General features: G+C 56.9%; 17 protein-coding genes. 9 read left to right on the top strand and 8 right to left on the bottom strand.

The annotated features are described in order from the left end of the window. Positions 1-59 precede the first annotated feature (59 nt). Positions 60-1,367 (top strand): rhodanese-like domain-containing protein, encoded by a 1,308-nt coding sequence (locus KW829_RS09245; RefSeq protein ID WP_218308061.1) that lies wholly within the window; start codon positions 60-62, stop codon positions 1,365-1,367. Here KW829_RS09245 and KW829_RS09240 read toward each other — a convergent pair. Together KW829_RS09240 and KW829_RS09235 are read right to left on the bottom strand one after the other, a co-directional pair. After that, a complete protein-coding gene (locus KW829_RS09240; protein ID WP_218308060.1) occupies positions 1,364-1,981 on the bottom strand; it encodes a CDP-alcohol phosphatidyltransferase family protein in 618 nt (205 codons plus the stop codon). The two genes, KW829_RS09245 and KW829_RS09240, sit on opposite strands and share 4 nt — an antisense overlap. After that, positions 1,974-2,543 carry a carboxymuconolactone decarboxylase family protein gene (locus tag KW829_RS09235; RefSeq protein WP_218308059.1) on the bottom strand — a complete coding sequence of 190 codons (570 nt, stop codon included), beginning with the start codon at positions 2,541-2,543 and terminating at the stop codon, positions 1,974-1,976. The genes KW829_RS09240 and KW829_RS09235 overlap by 8 nt, the downstream gene beginning before the upstream one ends. A 75-nt stretch (positions 2,544-2,618) precedes the next feature. On the opposite strand from KW829_RS09235, the gene KW829_RS09230 reads away from it, so the two are divergent. Then, complete coding sequence (locus KW829_RS09230) at positions 2,619-3,035, top strand: pyrimidine (deoxy)nucleoside triphosphate diphosphatase (protein WP_305729966.1); 417 nt, start codon at positions 2,619-2,621, stop codon at positions 3,033-3,035. Here the strand turns inward: KW829_RS09230 and KW829_RS09225 are convergent. After that, positions 2,995-3,267, bottom strand: a complete 273-nt coding sequence (locus KW829_RS09225; RefSeq protein WP_089599082.1) for a YnjH family protein — start codon at positions 3,265-3,267, stop codon at positions 2,995-2,997. The two genes, KW829_RS09230 and KW829_RS09225, sit on opposite strands and share 41 nt — an antisense overlap. 228 nt (positions 3,268-3,495) lie before the next feature. Between KW829_RS09225 and gdhA the strand changes: the two genes are divergently transcribed. Then, the gene (gene gdhA / locus KW829_RS09220) at positions 3,496-4,839 is read left to right on the top strand and encodes an NADP-specific glutamate dehydrogenase (RefSeq protein WP_218308058.1); all 1,344 of its coding nucleotides are present in this window, start codon (positions 3,496-3,498) and stop codon (positions 4,837-4,839) included. Positions 4,840-4,955: 116 nt separating this feature from the next. Here the strand turns inward: gdhA and KW829_RS09215 are convergent, their stop codons facing one another. The 3 genes from KW829_RS09215 to KW829_RS09205 form a co-directional block, all read right to left on the bottom strand. Then, on the bottom strand, positions 4,956-6,869 hold the full coding sequence (locus tag KW829_RS09215) for a DNA topoisomerase III (RefSeq protein WP_218308057.1): 1,914 nt from the start codon (positions 6,867-6,869) through the stop codon (positions 4,956-4,958). 4 nt (positions 6,870-6,873) lie between these two features. Continuing rightward, complete coding sequence (gene selD, locus KW829_RS09210) at positions 6,874-7,917, bottom strand: selenide, water dikinase SelD (RefSeq protein ID WP_218308056.1); 1,044 nt, start codon at positions 7,915-7,917, stop codon at positions 6,874-6,876. A 116-nt stretch (positions 7,918-8,033) separates the two neighbouring features. Further along, the gene (locus KW829_RS09205) at positions 8,034-8,585 is read right to left on the bottom strand and encodes an NAD(P)H nitroreductase (protein WP_010430090.1); all 552 of its coding nucleotides are present in this window, start codon (positions 8,583-8,585) and stop codon (positions 8,034-8,036) included. A gap of 167 nt (positions 8,586-8,752) precedes the next feature. Here KW829_RS09205 and sppA point away from each other — a divergent pair, with 167 nt between their 5' ends. The 4 genes from sppA to KW829_RS09185 all read left to right on the top strand — a co-directional run bounded on the left by sppA (position 8,753) and on the right by KW829_RS09185 (position 13,814). Then, positions 8,753-10,609 (top strand): signal peptide peptidase SppA, encoded by a 1,857-nt coding sequence (gene sppA, locus KW829_RS09200; RefSeq protein ID WP_010430089.1) that lies wholly within the window; start codon positions 8,753-8,755, stop codon positions 10,607-10,609. Positions 10,610-10,671: 62 nt separating this feature from the next. Then, on the top strand, positions 10,672-11,688 hold the full coding sequence (gene ansA, locus KW829_RS09195) for an asparaginase (RefSeq protein ID WP_010430087.1): 1,017 nt from the start codon (positions 10,672-10,674) through the stop codon (positions 11,686-11,688). A 9-nt stretch (positions 11,689-11,697) separates the two neighbouring features. After that, the gene (pncA, locus tag KW829_RS09190; protein WP_089599077.1) at positions 11,698-12,339 is read left to right on the top strand and encodes a bifunctional nicotinamidase/pyrazinamidase; all 642 of its coding nucleotides are present in this window, start codon (positions 11,698-11,700) and stop codon (positions 12,337-12,339) included. Between the two features lie 218 nt (positions 12,340-12,557). Next, positions 12,558-13,814, top strand: a complete 1,257-nt coding sequence (locus KW829_RS09185; protein ID WP_218308055.1) for a glycoside hydrolase family 18 protein — start codon at positions 12,558-12,560, stop codon at positions 13,812-13,814. Positions 13,815-13,873: 59 nt separating this feature from the next. On the opposite strand, the gene KW829_RS09180 is transcribed toward KW829_RS09185, so the two are convergent. Then, complete coding sequence (locus KW829_RS09180; protein ID WP_010430080.1) at positions 13,874-14,152, bottom strand: YeaC family protein; 279 nt, start codon at positions 14,150-14,152, stop codon at positions 13,874-13,876. Positions 14,153-14,193: 41 nt separating this feature from the next. Next, positions 14,194-14,607, bottom strand: coding sequence for a peptide-methionine (R)-S-oxide reductase MsrB (gene msrB, locus KW829_RS09175; protein WP_010430078.1), 414 nt, complete (start codon positions 14,605-14,607; stop codon positions 14,194-14,196). A gap of 341 nt (positions 14,608-14,948) precedes the next feature. Between msrB and gapA the strand changes: the two genes are divergently transcribed. Then, on the top strand, positions 14,949-15,944 hold the full coding sequence (gene gapA / locus KW829_RS09170) for a glyceraldehyde-3-phosphate dehydrogenase (RefSeq protein WP_010430074.1): 996 nt from the start codon (positions 14,949-14,951) through the stop codon (positions 15,942-15,944). A 74-nt stretch (positions 15,945-16,018) separates the two neighbouring features. Continuing rightward, positions 16,019-16,903, top strand: coding sequence for a D-hexose-6-phosphate mutarotase (locus KW829_RS09165; protein WP_218308054.1), 885 nt, complete (start codon positions 16,019-16,021; stop codon positions 16,901-16,903). The last annotated feature ends 5 nt before the right edge of the window (positions 16,904-16,908 follow it).

Here is a 16,908-nt window from a genome sequence, read left to right as displayed (position 1 = left end):
GTTTTCAGATCCGGGAGAGACGACAATGCCCCCCTCTTTTACTGACGTCAGGTTATTCGATGAAACGTGTTTCTCAACTGACCGCGCTGGCCCTGCTCTGCGGCCTCGCTTCTTTTTCCTCTGTGGCGGCTGATATGTCCTCTTCGCTTACGCTGGCCGAACTGCACGCACAACAGGGCAAAGCCATCGACACTCGCCCCAGCGCGTTTTACAACGGCTGGCCGCAAACGCTCAGCGGCCCCTCCGGGCATGAACCCGCCGCGCTCAACCTGGCGGCCTCCTGGCTTAGCGCCATGAGCGACGAGCAGATTGGCGCGTGGATAAAACAGCACCAGCTTACCCCGTCCACGCCAATTGCCCTTTACGGTCGCGATGCCGACAACCAGGCCGTTAAAGCCCGCCTGGAGAAGGCCGGATACACGCATGTGTCGCTTCTCAGCGATGCCCTGCAAACACCCGACCGCCTACAGCGCCTGCCGCACTTTGAACAACTCGTCTACCCGCAATGGATCCACCAGCTGCAACAAGGCAAACCGGTCACCGCCGCCCCGGCTGGCGACTGGAAAGTGATTGAAGCCGCCTGGGGCGCACCGAAGTTTTACCTGCTGAACCATATCCCTGGCGCGGGCTACATCGACACCAACGAGGTGGAAAGCGAGCCGCTGTGGAATAAGGTCTCTGACGACGCGCTGCAAGCGATGCTGGCGAAGCACGGGATCCGTCACGATACCACCGTCATTCTGTATGGCCGTGACGTTTACGCCGCCGCGCGCGTGGCGCAAATCATGCTGTATGCGGGCGTGAAGGATGTTCGCATTCTCGACGGCGGCTGGAAAGCATGGTCAGAGGCCAACCTGCCGGTTGAGCGCGGTATGCCCGCAAACGTGAAGCCCGCCCCGGATTTCGGTGCACCGATCCCCGGCCAGCCGCAGCTAATGGTGGATATGGAACAGGCGCGCGGCATGCTACACCGTCAGGATGCCTCGCTGGTCAGCATTCGTTCGTGGCCGGAGTTTATCGGTGACACCAGCGGCTACAGCTACATCAAGCCCAAAGGTGAAATTGCCGGGGCGCGCTGGGGTCACGCGGGCAGCGACGCGACCCACATGGAAGATTTCCATAACCCGGATGGCACCATGCGCAGCGCCGATGATATAGCCGCCATGTGGAAGACCTGGCACATCCAGCCTGATCAGCACGTCGCGTTTTACTGCGGCACCGGCTGGCGGGCGTCAGAAAGCTTTATGTACGCCCGCGCGATGGGCTGGAAGAACGTCGCCGTCTATGACGGCGGCTGGTACGAATGGAGCAGTCATCCGCAAAATCCGGTCTCTGCCGGCAAACGCGGGCCTGAGAGTACCCTCTAAGCGTTGAGTGACTTCAGCGTCATATAGCCGCTCCAGATGCGCGTTGTGGTGGTCAGCCAGCACAACGCGCCGAATATCCACGCAAACAGCGTAAAGTGTGCCGGAAACAGGCAGCACAGTACGAACAGCGCGATGGTTTCCGTCCCTTCCGTTAGCCCACCGATGTAATAAAACGACTTGTGCGCATAGCCGGGGTTGTCGATATCGTGTTTCGCCGCCAGCGCCGCAAACGCCAGAAAACTGCTGCCGGTGCCGATAAACGCGAACAACAGCCAGGCGGCGGCCAGCGCATTCTCGTCGGGTGCAGCCAGGGCAAAGCCAAACGGGACCAGCGCGTAAAACAGAAAATCGAGCGCGATATCCAGAAACCCTCCCGCATCGGTTAATCCCCTGCGGCGCGCCAGCGCACCGTCCAGGCCATCCAGCAGGCGGTTGAATACGATGGCGACCAGCGCAGCAAAATACCAGCCGAGCGCCAGAAACGGCAGCGCCAGCACGCCGACGGCAAATCCTGTTAACGTCAGGCCATCAGGGGTAATAAAGGGTTTATCCAGCACGACCACGAGCTGGTTAAGGAGAGGTTTCAGGCGAGGATGCAGGTGTTTATCAAGCATGGGGTTTCTCTTTAAAGGTAGCGCACAGCCCCTGAGCAGGAATGTCGAGCGCGGCATTGAAACGTGCCGAGAGGTTTTGAAACGCAATCAACGCTGTCATTTCGGTAATCGCGTCGTCTGTAAAGTGGCGCTTCAACCGCGCTTTGACCACGTCATCCACCTGAGGCGGCGTGGCGCTGACGGCTTCGGCGTACGCCAGCGCAGCGCACTCCTCGTCGCTGAATACATCGCTTTCACGCCAATGGCTCACCGCCTGGACTTTATCCAGTGCGCCCGCCCGCTCGGCAAGCCGGAGGCTGTTGGCATCAATACAAAATGCGCAGTGACATAGCTGCGACACACGGGTCATCAGCAGTGAACGCAGCACCGGGGAAAGAGGTGCCTTGCGGCGCTCCAGATAACCGACAAACAGCGCCACCAGCCAGAACAGACGCGGCATCCGTCCCCACCAGCGAGTGGGATTAAGCACCGCGCCAAAATGTTTTTTCTGCATGGCGGCAATCGGCTTAAGGCTGGCGGGAAGGGATTCGATGGGGGCAACCCAGGTGGCGGTCTTTTTCACCTGATTCTCCTGATAGCTGGACTCTGAGAAAGGGCACGATAATATGTCTTTTTTTGCTAACAATTATTGACGACCATGCTGAAAACACTCGATGTCGTTGCCGCCATCATCGAAAAAGACGACAACATTTTACTGGCGCAGCGCCCTGCCCACGCCGACCAGCCGGGAATGTGGGAATTTGCAGGCGGGAAAGTCGAAGCCAGTGAAACCCAGCCCGAGGCGCTGATCCGCGAACTGCGTGAAGAGCTGGGCATTGAGGCTCAGCCTGCGCGCTACGTGGCAAGCCACCAGCGCGAAGTGTCGCAGCGGTTAATCAACCTGCACGCCTGGCATGTTCCCGTCTTCAGTGGAGAGCTCACGGCGCACTACCACAGCGCGCTGGTGTGGTGTACGCCGGAAGAGGCGTTCGCCTACGACTTAGCCCCGGCGGATATTCCGCTGCTGGAGGCCTTTATTCTTTTACGCGACGCCAGACCAGCGGATTCGTGCTAATGGTGCGTTCATCACGCTGGCACTGCAGTAAAACACCGTCCGCTTTAACCACCGCCCCTTCAGAATAGTTTTGATCCTGATAGATGCAGCACTGATTGCACGGCTGCGCGCGCTGGCCGCTGGAGCTAAAAACCTCTGGCGGCACGTTCACTTCCACATCCGGGCGAATGCGGTCAGCCTGAGCGCCAGCGGTAAACATCAAACATAACGCGGTCATCACGTAACGGTTCATCGACTTGTCTTCCTGTTGTGTCCTGATATTGACTATAACGGTAAACCTGAGCAGAACCTTTAATTTATCTCGCCATCGCTTTTGGTTATGACCCGCCCTCTCTCATGAATTTCCCTTTCGGCACACATTTCTGCTTGCCTCACAAAGCGGTACGGGTGGTATAGTCAAAAAAACAACACAAATCGCATAAGCAACTCACATAAATTACTATAAGAGGTTCTTATATCTATGGATCAGACACGCACTCTGGAAAGTTTCCTTGCCCATGTTCAGCAGCGCGACCCGCACCAAAGCGAGTTCGCGCAGGCCGTTCGTGAAGTGATGACCACGCTGTGGCCCTTCCTTGAACAAAATCCGCGCTACCGTCAGATGTCTCTGCTTGAACGCCTTGTCGAGCCAGAACGCGTGATCCAGTTCCGCGTGACATGGGTTGACGATCGCAATCAGGTGCAGGTCAATCGTGCGTGGCGCGTACAGTTTAACTCCGCCATTGGCCCGTTTAAGGGCGGTATGCGCTTCCACCCGTCCGTAAACCTGTCGATTCTGAAGTTCCTCGGCTTCGAGCAGACCTTTAAAAACGCCCTCACCACGCTTCCGATGGGCGGCGGGAAAGGCGGCAGCGATTTCGATCCGAAAGGCAAAAGCGAAGGCGAAGTGATGCGCTTCTGCCAGGCGCTAATGACCGAACTGTATCGTCACCTTGGTCCTGGCACCGACGTTCCTGCCGGTGATATCGGCGTCGGTGGACGTGAAGTGGGCTTTATGGCCGGGATGATGAAAAAACTCTCTAATAACAGCGCCTGCGTCTTTACCGGCAAGGGGCTGTCGTTTGGCGGGAGTCTGATCCGCCCGGAAGCGACCGGATACGGCCTGGTTTACTTCACCGAAGCCATGCTCAAGCGTCACGGCTTAGGTTTTGAAGGGATGCGCGTCGCGGTGTCCGGTTCCGGTAACGTGGCGCAGTACGCTATTGAGAAAGCGATGCAGTTTGGCGCTCGCGTGGTAACCGCCTCTGACTCCAGCGGCACGGTGGTGGATGAAGCGGGCTTCACGGCGGAGAAACTGGCGCGCCTGTGTGAAATCAAAGCCAGCCGCGACGGTCGCGTGGCGGATTATGCCCGAGAGTTTGGCCTGACCTACCTGGAAGGGAAACAGCCGTGGGGCGTGCCGGTGGATATCGCCCTGCCGTGCGCAACGCAGAACGAGCTGGATGTTGAAGCCGCGCGTACATTGATTAGCAACGGCGTGAAAGCCGTAGCTGAAGGGGCGAATATGCCGACCACCATCGACGCGACGGACCTGTTCCTGGAAGCGGGCGTGCTGTTTGCGCCGGGCAAGGCCGCTAACGCGGGCGGCGTGGCGACCTCCGGCCTCGAGATGGCGCAAAACGCCGCGCGCCTCGGCTGGAAAGCGGAGAAAGTGGATGCGCGCCTGCACCACATCATGCTGGATATTCACCACGCCTGCGTGGAGTACGGCGGTGAAGCATCGCAAACCAACTACGTGCGCGGGGCGAATATTGCCGGGTTCGTGAAGGTGGCGGATGCGATGATTGGGCAGGGCGTGATTTAAGCTTTCGCTGCATTCTCGCTCTTGTAGGCCCGGTAAGCGTTAGCGCCACCGGGCTTTTTTAAGGCCGCAGAGCTGCTTTTCGCCGGGTGTCGGCTGCGCCTTACCCGGCCTACGGTTTAAGAGGCTGCCGCGCTCTTTTTCTTTTTAAACGTTTTCTTCGCGCCACCACCGGGTGCAACCATCCCTCTGAACGTTTTCACCGGCGTGCTGCGCGCCTGATCGATCAGCTGGTAAAGCGTCCCGACCAGCGGCTGCATAAAGTCCTGATAGCGGCACTGCTTCTCGCTGATCTGCGTCAGCACCGACTCCCAGCGCGCGGTCATGTCCGGCCTCGCGGCCAGCTCTGGCAAGGAGTGAATCAGTGCCCGGCCCGGCTCTGTCGAATGGATATAGCGCCCTTTTTTCTCGAGAAAACCACGCTTAAACAGCAGCTCGATAATCCCCGCGCGGGTTGCTTCCGTACCCAAACCGTCGGTGGCGCGGAGGATCTTCTTCAGATCTTTATCCTGCACAAAACGGGCGATCCCGGTCATGGCGGAAAGCAGCGTCGCGTCGGTGAAATGGCGCGGCGGCTGGGTCTGACGCTCAACCACTTCGCCCTTCTCGCACAGCAGCTCGTCATCTTTAGCGACCACCGGCAGCGGCGTGCCGTCGTTCTCCTCGTCGCGCTCTTTGTTACCGAGCAGCGTGCGCCAGCCCGCTTCCGCAAGGAAACGCGCTTTGGCGACAAACTTGCCTTTGGCAATCTCAAGCTCAATGACGCATTTACGGAACACCGCGTCCGGGCAGAACTGCATCAGGTACTGACGGGCGACCAGGTTGTACACCTTCGCTTCGTTCTCGGTCAGATTGACGCTGCTGGCACGCGCCGTCGGGATAATCGCGTGGTGGGCATCCACCTTTTTATCATCCCAGCAGCGGTTATGGGTGTCCGGGTTGACCGTTGGCTGCGGGAGCAGATCCGGCGCATGCACGCCGATGGCGTTCATCACCGAGTGGCGTCCGGCAAAGTGTTCTTCCGGCAGATAGCGGCTGTCCGAACGCGGATAGGTGATGAGCTTATGGGTTTCGTAGAGCTTTTGGCAGATATCCAGTACGTTCTGCGCGCTCAGGCCAAACTTTTTGGCCGCCTCAATCTGAAGTGCAGAGAGCGAAAATGGCAGCGGCGCGGGTTCTGATTCCCGTTTATCGTTATAGCTGGTGACGATAGCGGGCTGCCCGGTAATGCGGTTAACCACGTGATCGGCCAGCGGACGATGGAGCAGACGCCCCTCTTCATCCTGGTATGACTCGCAGGCGTCGCTCGGCTGCCAGACGGCGGTAAAGCGCTCGTCTTTTGGGGTGACGATATGCGCTTTCACTTCAAAGAAATCTTTGGCGACGAAGTTTTCAATCTCTTCATCACGGCGAACCACCAGCCCCAGCACCGGCGTCTGCACGCGGCCCACGGAGAGCACGCCCTGATAGCCCGCGTTGCGCCCGAGGATTGTGTAGGCGCGAGTCATATTGATACCGTACAGCCAGTCGGCGCGGGCGCGGGCTAAAGCCGAGACGCACAGTGGAATAAACTCGCTGTTGGCGCGCAGGCGCGAGATTGCCCGCTCGACGGCCTGCGGGTTGAGGTCGTTAATTAAACAGCGCTGCACCTGCTGGCGCTTTTCCGGCGCCAGCTCCAGGTAGTCCAGCACTTCATCGACCAGGAGCTGCCCTTCCCTGTCCGGGTCACCCGCATGCACGATTTCAGCCGCTTCATGCAGGAAGCGCTTGATCACGTTGAGCTGTTTGGTGACCGAAGGCCGGGGCTGCAGGCGCCATTTTTCCGGCACGATGGGCAGATCGTTCAGGTTCCAGCGGGCATAGCGGCTGTCGTAGACATCCGGCTGCGCCTGCTCAAGCAGGTGACCAATACACCAGGTGACCACCTGCCCGTTACCGCATTCGATGAAGCCGTCGCCTTTGCGATGCGGTTTAGGCAGCACATCGGCAATGGCGCGGGCCAGGCTCGGCTTTTCGGCAATAAACAACCGCATCGAATTAACGGATCTCAATCATCGGTCGGCCGCCGCGCGCGGTCACCAGCTCGCCGATCGCCGTCAGGGTGATGCCAAACTCAGCGGCGGTCGCCTGAACGTCGGCTTCGGATCCCGGCGTAACCGCCAGCAGCAGGCCGCCGGAGGTTTGCGGATCGCACAGCAGGTTGCGCCACGCTTCAGGCATCTCGCCCATCAGGTGACCGTAGCTGGCGAAGTTGCGCTGGGTACCGCCCGGCACCGCGCCCTCAGCAATATACTCTTCCACGCCCGGCAGCTTCGGCACGTCCTGATACCAGACCTGCGCCTGAACGCCAGCTCCCTGGCAGACTTCACTCAGGTGCCCCAGCAGACCAAAACCGGTCACGTCGGTCATCGCCTTCACGCCGTCGATGTTGGCGAAAGCCGCACCCGCGAGGTTCATCTGGCACATCACTTCCGTTGCCAGACCCACGTGCTCGGGCTTCAGCAGGGATTTTTTCTCGGCGGTGGTGAGTACGCCAATGCCCAGCGGCTTGGTGAGGAACAGCTTGCAGCCCGCCTGCGCGGTGCTGTTGCGCTTCACGCGCTCGGTCGGTACCACGCCCGTAACGGCCAGGCCGAAGATCGGCTCCGGCGCATCGATAGAGTGACCACCGGCCAGGGCAATCCCCGCCTGCTGACAGGCAAAGCGCCCGCCCTCAATCACATCGCGGGCAATCTCAGGTGGAATGGTGTTAATCGGCCAGCCCAGAATGGCAATCGCCATGATCGGCTTACCGCCCATCGCGAAGATATCGCTGATGGCGTTAGTCGCCGCAATGCGCCCGAAATCGAACGGGTTATCGACAATCGGCATAAAGAAATCGGTGGTGCTGATAATGCTGGTGCCGTTACCTAAGTCATAAACCGCTGCATCGTCACGCGTTTCGTTACCGACAAGCAGGTTCGGGTCGACAAACTTCGCCTGTTCGCTGTGCAGGATGGTCTCCAGCACTTTCGGGGAAATTTTACAACCGCAACCGGCTCCGTGGCTGTATTGCGTTAAACGAATGGTTTGCTCGCTCATGGACGTCTCCTGTCATCTCAATCGCGCTATGGTAGCGCTCATTCCATAAAGAGGTAAGTATGACTGTCTGAATTCTGCGGTGGATGCTCAGAATCCAGACAGTTTAGCGCGGGTTATCAGAAACGGCTGACGAAAGGCGTGGTGTCCGGCACGCTGATGGTGCTGGAGGCTTTAAGCTGCGGGGTGCCAAGATAGAGGAAGCCGACAATTTTATCGTGCTCGCCACAGGCAAAGCCATCACGCACGACTGAACTTTCGGTCAGCGGCCCGGTGCGCCAGATGCCATTGAAGCCCTGCGCGACGGCGGCCATTTGCATCGCCATCACCGCGCAGCCTGCGGACATTTCCTGCTCCCAGACCGGCACCTTATGGTCGGCCTGACATTTCGCCACGACAGCGATGATCATCGGCGCGCGGAAAGGCGCACTGCGGGCTTTATCAATCCCTTTCTCATCCTGACCAGCAGCAACCGCGCCTTTTTCCAGTAACGCACTGAAGCGGTCGCGGCCTTCGGCTTCAATCACAAAGAAGTGCCAGGGCTGGAGCGTGCCATGATCCGGCGCGCGCAGGCCCGCACGCAGAATGTTTTCCAGCTGCTCGCCCGCTGGAGCAGGCTCGGCCAGACGCGACGCGCTACGGCGGTTAACAAGCAGTTCAAGTGCATCCATTGGTTAACTCCTTTCTTGAAATTTACTCACAAAATTAACACGGCGGCAGATTTTGTTACAGCGTGTCAGGCGATTCCTGCTGACAAGTGGCGGTTGGGTCATTACGATAGCCCAACATTACCGTCACGTGGCGACGGAAACAGTCATTTTCTGGTTAGGGAGAATACATGCGAACCCTTTGGCGAATCTTTGCCGGTTTCTTTAAATGGACGTGGCGACTGCTCAACTTCGTCCGCAACCTGGTGATGAACATCTTTTTCATCTTCCTGGTGCTGGTTTGCGTAGGCGTCTGGATGCACATCAGCAACGCCAACCAGGCCCAACATTCGACCCGTGGGGCGCTGTTACTCGACATCACCGGCGTCATCGTTGATAAACCATCTACCAGCAACCGTCTGGGCGTGATTGGCCGCCAGTTGTTTGGCGCAACATCCGACCGTCTGCAGGAAAACTCCCTGTTCGATATCGTCGATACCATTCGTCAGGCCAAAGACGACCGCAACATCACCGGGATCGTGCTGGATCTGAAAGATTTTGCCGGAGGCGATCAGCCTTCCATGCAGTACATCGGTAAAGCGCTGCGCGAGTTCCGCGACAGCGGCAAACCGGTGATTGCCGTGGGCGACAGCTACAGCCAGGGGCAATATTATCTGGCGAGCTTTGCCAATAAAATTTGGCTCTCGCCGCAGGGTACGGTCGACCTTCATGGTTTTGCCACCAACGGGCTGTATTACAAGTCGCTGCTCGACAAGCTGAAAGTCACCACCCACGTCTTCCGCGTCGGTACCTATAAGTCTGCGGTTGAGCCGTTTATCCGCGACGATATGTCCCCTGCTGCCCGTGAAGCGGACAGCCGCTGGATTGGCGAACTGTGGCAGAACTATCTCGGCACCATTGCCGCCAACCGTCAGATTACCGCTGAACAGGTCTTCCCTGGCGCGCGCGGCATGCTGGACGGGCTGCGTAAGGTTGACGGCGATACCGCGAAATATGCGCTCGACAACAAGCTGGTTGACGCGCTGGGCTCCAGTGCGGATGTCGAAAAAGCGCTGACCAAACAGTTTGGCTGGAGCAAAGAGGATAAAAACTTCAGCGCCATCAGCATGTATGACTACGCAGCAAAAAAACCGGATGAGACCGGCGACAGCGTTGCCGTGGTATTTGCTAACGGCGCTATCATGGACGGACAGGAGACCCCGGGGAACGTTGGCGGGGACACCACCGCATCGCAAATCCGCGATGCGCGCCTTGATCCGAAAGTGAAAGCGATTGTTCTGCGCGTAAACAGCCCTGGCGGCAGCGTGAGTGCTTCAGAGGTGATCCGCGCCGAACTGGCCGCGGCTCGCGCCGCTGGCAAACCGGTGGTGGTATCAATGGGCGGAATGGCCGCATCGGGCGGGTATTGGATCTCGACGCCAGCGAACTACATTGTCGCCAACCCAAGCACATTGACCGGCTCTATCGGCATCTTCGGGGTGATCAACACTGTGGAAAACAGTCTGGACTATCTGGGCGTGCATACCGATGGCGTTTCTACTTCTCCGCTGGCGGATGTGTCGGTGACGAAATCTCTGCCGCCTGAAGTCTCTGAGATGATGCAGCTCAGCATTGAAAACGGGTACAAGCGCTTTATCACGCTGGTTGCCGACTCGCGTAAAAAGACGCCAGACCAGATTGACCAGATTGCGCAGGGCCACGTCTGGACCGGGCAGGACGCGAAGAACAACGGTCTGGTGGACAGTCTGGGTGACTTTGACGACGCCGTTAAGAAAGCGGCCGAACTGGCGAAGCTCAAGCAGTGGCACGTTGAGTATTATCAGGACGAGCCGTCGTTCTTCGATATGGTGATGGACAGCATGTCCGTTTCCGTTCGCGCCATGCTGCCGGAGGCGCTGCAGGCTTACCTGCCTGCGCCTGTTGCCACGGCGGCGAAAGCGATGAAGGCGGAAAGCGATAAGCTCGCGGCCTTTAATGATCCACAAAGTCGTTACGCGTTTTGCCTGACCTGCGCGAACGTCCGTTAAAAACCGTCCCCTCTTCCCACGAAGAGGGGATTTTTTCTTTTGAAGAACAAGAACTCACACCCATGCAGAAGAAATCGATTTATGTAGCCTACACTGGCGGTACCATCGGGATGCAGCGCTCTGAAAACGGCTATATTCCTGTCTCCGGCCACCTGCAGCGTCAGCTTGCACTGATGCCTGAATTCCACCGCCCGGAAATGCCTGACTTTACCATCCACGAATACGAGCCGCTGATGGACTCCTCCGACATGACGCCGGAAGACTGGCAGCACATCGCGGATGATATTAAAGCCCATTACGACCAGTACGACGGCTTTGTGATCCTGCACGGCACCGACACCATGGCGTTTACCGCTTCCGCGCTCTCCTTCATGCTGGAGAATCTGGGCAAGCCGGTTATCGTCACTGGCTCGCAAATCCCGCTGGCGGAGCTGCGCTCGGACGGGCAGATCAACCTGCTTAATTCACTGTACGTTGCGGCGAATTATCCGATTAACGAAGTGTCTCTGTTCTTCAATAACCGTTTGTATCGCGGGAACCGCACTACCAAAGCGCACGCAGACGGCTTTGACGCTTTCGCCTCACCTAACCTGCAGCCGCTGCTGGAAGCGGGTATTCATATCCGTCGTCTGGGCACGCCGCCTGCGCCGAACACCGCCGGTGAGCTGATTGTGCACCCGATTACCCCACAACCGATTGGCGTGGTGACGATTTACCCTGGGATCTCTGCGGACGTGGTACGTAACTTCCTGCGTCAGCCAGTGAAAGCGCTGATTTTGCGCTCTTACGGCGTCGGCAACGCCCCGCAGAACGGCGAATTCCTGAAAGAGCTTCAGGAAGCCAGCGAGCGCGGGATCGTGGTGGTGAACCTGACCCAGTGTATGTCCGGCAAGGTGAACATGGGCGGCTACGCTACCGGCAACGCGCTCGCACATGCCGGAGTCATCAGCGGCTTTGATATGACCGTTGAGGCAACGCTGACTAAACTTCACTATTTACTGAGCCAGGATCTGGACATCCAGTCCATTCGTAGCGCGATGATGCAAAACCTGCGCGGCGAGCTGACCCCGGACGAATAAGGAGGCCACATGAAGCAACGCGCCCTGTTACTGGTCGATTTGCAAAATGATTTCTGCGCGGGCGGCGCGCTGGCCGTCGCGGAAGGTGACAGCACCGTTGATGTGGCGAATACGCTGATTGACTGGTGCAAAGCCCGCGGTGAGGCGGTTGTCGCAAGCCAGGACTGGCACCCGGCGAACCACGGCAGTTTTGCCAGCCAGCACGACGTTGCGCCCTTCACCCAGGGTGAACTCGACGGGCTGGCGCAAACCTTCTGGCCGGATCACTGTGTACAGCAGACGGAAGGCGCGGAGCTGCATCCCCTCCTGAATCATAAGGCCATCGACGCGGTGTTCCATAAAGGGGAAAACCCGACTATCGACAGCTATAGCGCGTTTTTTGATAACGGGCATCGCCAGAAAACGGCGCTGGACGCATGGTTACGTCACCACGAAATCACGGAGTTGATTGTGCTGGGCCTGGCGACGGATTACTGCGTGAAGTTTACCGTGCTGGACGCACTCCAGTTGGGGTATACCGTCAGCGTCATCACCGACGGCTGCCGCGGGGTGAACATTAACCCGCAGGACAGCGCCCAGGCGTTTATGGATATGGCCGCCGAAGGCGCGACGCTGTATACGCTGGAAGACTGGCTGGAAACGCAGGCGTAAGCCTTTTTAGCCGGGTGGCGGCGTTGCCTTACCCGGCCGACTTCTCTGGTTTTGTAGGCCGGGTAAGCGCAGCGCCACCCGGCAACCCCCTCTCCATCTCCCATAAAGTGAACTCCCTCGCATCCTCAGCGAAGCGGCAATGCTATTCTCATCAGGTTATTTTTCCGCCACGCTTTTTCTGTGGCGTGGTTTTTTTGATAAGTCAAAGAGGAACTTGTATGAAACGTTTGCCCTTGCTGGCAGCATTACCCTTGCTTTGCGCGTCAGTTGCCTCCGCCAGTCCCCTGATGTCCGTGGGCTACTTTAACGGGGGTGGCGATGTCACCGCCGGACCGGGTGGCGATATCAATAAGCTGGACGTCCGCCAGATCACCCACCTGAACTACTCGTTTGGTCTGGTTTACAACAATGAGAAAGACGAAACCAACGCCGCCTTAAAAGATCCAGCAAAGCTGCATCAAATCTGGCTATCCCCAAAAGTCGCCTCCGACCTGGCACTGATCCCGACCCTGCGTAAACAAAACCCGAACCTCAAAGTGCTGCTTTCTGTTGGCGGCTGGGGGGCGCGTGGCTTCTCTGGCGCAGCGGCAACTAAAGAGACGCGCGCGGTGTTTATCCGCTCCGCGCAGGAGATCGTCGATAAATACGGCCTGGACGGGATCGATCTCGACTGGGAGTATCCGGTCAATGGCGCGTGGGGGCTGGTTGCCAGCACGCCTGCCGACCGGGATAACTTCACCGCCCTGCTGAAAGAGCTGCGTGAGGCGTTCGGGCAGGGAAAACTGGTCACTATCGCGGTAGGCGCGAATGCGGAAAGTCCGAAAAGCTGGGTGGATGTCAAAGCCATCGCCCCGCTGCTCGATTATATCAACCTGATGACCTACGACATGGCGTACGGGACGCAGTATTTCAACGCGAACCTTTACGACTCCAGCGCCTGGCCGACGGTTGCCGCGGCCGATAAATACAGCGTCGATTTTGTGGTGAACAATTATCTGGCCGCCGGGCTGAAGCCACAGCAGATGAACCTCGGGATCGGTTTCTATGGCCGCGTGCCGAAACGCGCCGTCGAGCCGGGGATCGACTGGACGAAACCGGATGCGCAAAAAAATCCGGTGACCCAGCCCTACTTCGGACCTCAGGAGATCGGGTTGTTCACGTCACTCGGCTATGACCTGACCAAAGATACCTACGTGAAGTACAACGATATCGTGAAGAAGCTATTGAACGATCCGCAGAAGCGCTTTACCGAGCACTGGGATGACCAGGCGAAGGTGCCATGGCTGTCGGTGAATACTGCCGACGGGAAGGCGCTGTTTGCAATTTCCTATGAGAACCCACGTTCTGTGGCGATCAAAGCGGACTACATCAAAGAGAAAGGTCTGGCAGGGGCGATGTTCTGGGAGTACGGCGCGGACGACAACAATCAGTTAGCGAAGCAGCTGGCGGAGTCGCTCGGGATCCCGCATAAGTAGTAAGACATCAAGCCCTCTCCCCGTGGGAGAGGGTTCGGTGAGGGCATCAACCCGCACCGTTATTGCATTTTCATGGTCGCAATCGGCTTCGGCGTGATGCCGAAGTCTTCTTTCAGCTCGCGCTTGCTTTTCATCACCATCTGGCCTTTGGTATCGATAGTCATGTGCTGCGCGTCAGTGTTGTTGCGCGCCTGCCATAACATCACCAGCTGCAGGCTGTTCTCTTTTTGCTCCGGGGTGAGCGCCACACCATCTGGCCATTTTCCCAGTTCAACGGCCGTCACCAGACGCTGATAAACCTCCGGTGTCATACCGCTAATCATGTCATCAATATTCATGATGTCTCCCTTTTAAAGGAATAATTTGCTGAATCGATTTTTCAACCTTTAGTGTGATCGCCATTTTCGTCATCAGTGAAGCTTAACGAGGCTGAATTCACGCAAAAACGCTCACCCGTTGGCTGAGGCCCATCAGGGAAGACATGCCCGAGGTGCGCATCACAGTTTCCGCAACGAATTTCAGTGCGTACCATGCCGTGCGAGGAGTCCGTCAGATAGCGGATTGCATCATCGCTCACCGGCTCGTAAAAGCTCGGCCAGCCACAGCCTGAATCATATTTTGTTTGCGAATTAAACAGCGGCGCATCGCACACCAGACAGTGGTAGACGCCGTCTCGTTTGTTGTGCAGTAAACGCCCGGTGAATGGCGGTTCCGTTCCGTGGTTCTGCGTCACGTAAAACTGCATTTCTGTGAGGTTTTTTTTCAAATCGTCGGGGTTACGTTGGTTCGACATATGCTTACATCTCGCTGTAGAAACAGACATCTTCTGACCCGAATTCTAACAAAACATTAACACCCTTGCGTGCACTTTTGTTCTAAACTTATGTGTCGCGAAAAGGCGGTCAGGCAATTGTGATCTGTTTCACATTTTTATCCTGCGAGGCCTTTAAAATTCCGGCCGCAGCCCCCATGTGGTTGCTAGCTCAAAGGGAAAGTGAGGCGAGTCAGTCGCACAAACGTTAGTCACAGGATTGATTTGTCGCAATGATTGACACGATTCCGCTTGACGCTGCGTAAGGTTTTTGTAATTTTACAGGCAACCTTTTATTCACTAACAAATAGCTGGTGGAATATATGACTATCAAAGTAGGTATCAACGGTTTTGGCCGTATCGGCCGTATTGTTTTCCGTGCTGCTCAGAAACGTTCTGACATCGAAATCGTTGGTATCAACGATCTCCTGGACGCTGAATACATGGCGTACATGCTGAAGTACGACTCAACTCACGGTCGTTTCGACGGCACCGTTGAAGTGAAAGACGGCCACCTGGTTGTTAACGGTAAAACCATCCGCGTTACTGCTGAGAAAGACCCAGCTAACCTGAAATGGAACGAAATTGGTGTTGACGTTGTAGCTGAAGCTACCGGTATCTTCCTGACCGACGAAACCGCACGTAAACACATCACCGCTGGTGCGAAGAAAGTTGTTCTGACTGGTCCTTCCAAAGACAACACCCCAATGTTCGTTCGTGGTGCTAACTTCGAAAAATACGCTGGCCAGGACATCGTTTCCAACGCATCCTGCACCACCAACTGCCTGGCTCCACTGGCTAAAGTTATCAACGACAACTTCGGTATCGTTGAAGGCCTGATGACCACCGTTCACGCAACTACCGCTACTCAGAAAACTGTTGATGGCCCGTCTCACAAAGACTGGCGCGGCGGCCGTGGCGCAGCTCAGAACATCATCCCATCTTCTACCGGTGCTGCTAAAGCTGTAGGCGTTGTACTGCCAGAGCTGAACGGCAAACTGACTGGTATGGCGTTCCGCGTTCCAACTCCTAACGTATCCGTTGTTGACCTGACCGTTCGTCTGGAAAAAGCTGCTTCTTATGAAGAAATTAAGAAAGCAATCAAAGCTGCTTCCGAAGGCGCAATGAAAGGCGTTCTGGGCTACACCGAAGACGACGTTGTATCTACCGATTTCAACGGCGAAGTGTGCACTTCCGTGTTCGATGCTAAAGCAGGTATCGCACTGAACGACAACTTCGTTAAACTGGTTTCCTGGTACGACAACGAAACCGGCTACTCTAACAAAGTACTGGACCTGATCGCTCACATCTCCAAATAAGTTGAGATGAGTGTTTGATCCAAAAAGGCGACTTCGGTCGCCTTTTTTATTGTTTTAAGACAGAGGATTGCTTAATGATTAATAAAATTTTTGCACTTCCGGTAGTCGAACAACTTACCCCTGTGCTCTCCCGCCGTCAGATCGACGGTGCTGATATTATCGTTGTAGACCATCCGCGCGTAAAAGCTTCCGTGGCGCTGAACGGCGCTCACCTGCTCTCCTGGAAACCGGAAGGAGAAGTGGAAGGCTTATGGCTGAGCGATGCGACCTCATTCAAAAAAGGGGCGGCTATCCGTGGCGGCGTGCCGATCTGCTGGCCGTGGTTCGGCCCTTCCGCGCAACCGGGTTTGCCGTCTCACGGTTTTGCCCGTAATCAACAGTGGACGCTGAAAGCACACAACGAAGATGATAACGGCGCGGTGCTGACCTTTGAACTGCAGGCAAACAATGAAACTCGCGCCCTGTGGCCGCACGATTTCACCCTTTATGCCCGCTTCAAGCTGGCGAAAACCTGCGAAATTGAGCTGGAAGCCCATGGCGAGTTTGAAACCACGTCAGCCCTGCACACCTATTTCAACGTGGGTGATATTAGCGCGGTAAAAGTGAGCGGTCTTGGTGATACCTTTATCGACAAGGTGGATAACGCGAAGGAAGGAAAGCTGAGCGACGGGGTGCAAACTTTCCCTGACCGTACCGACCGCGTTTACCTGCACCCGGAAGCATGCAGCGTGATCCATGACGGTGCCCTGAATCGCGGTATTGAAGTGGTTCATCACCATCACAGCGACGTAGTCGGCTGGAACCCAGGCCCGGCTCTTTCTGTCAGCATGGCGGACGTAACGGATGACGGTTATAAAACCTTTGTTTGCGTAGAAACCGCCTGCGTGAGCACGCTGCAGAAAGCAAGCGAAGAAAAACCCTCTCGTTTAGGACAGACAATTAAGATTGTGAAGCGTTAACACTG

This window comes from Enterobacter sp. ENT02, from assembly GCF_019219165.1.
Lineage (GTDB): Bacteria > Pseudomonadota > Gammaproteobacteria > Enterobacterales > Enterobacteriaceae > Enterobacter > Enterobacter mori.
The sequence above is the reverse complement of the archived record's forward strand: the minus strand, read 5'-3'. Positions and strand labels throughout refer to the sequence as shown.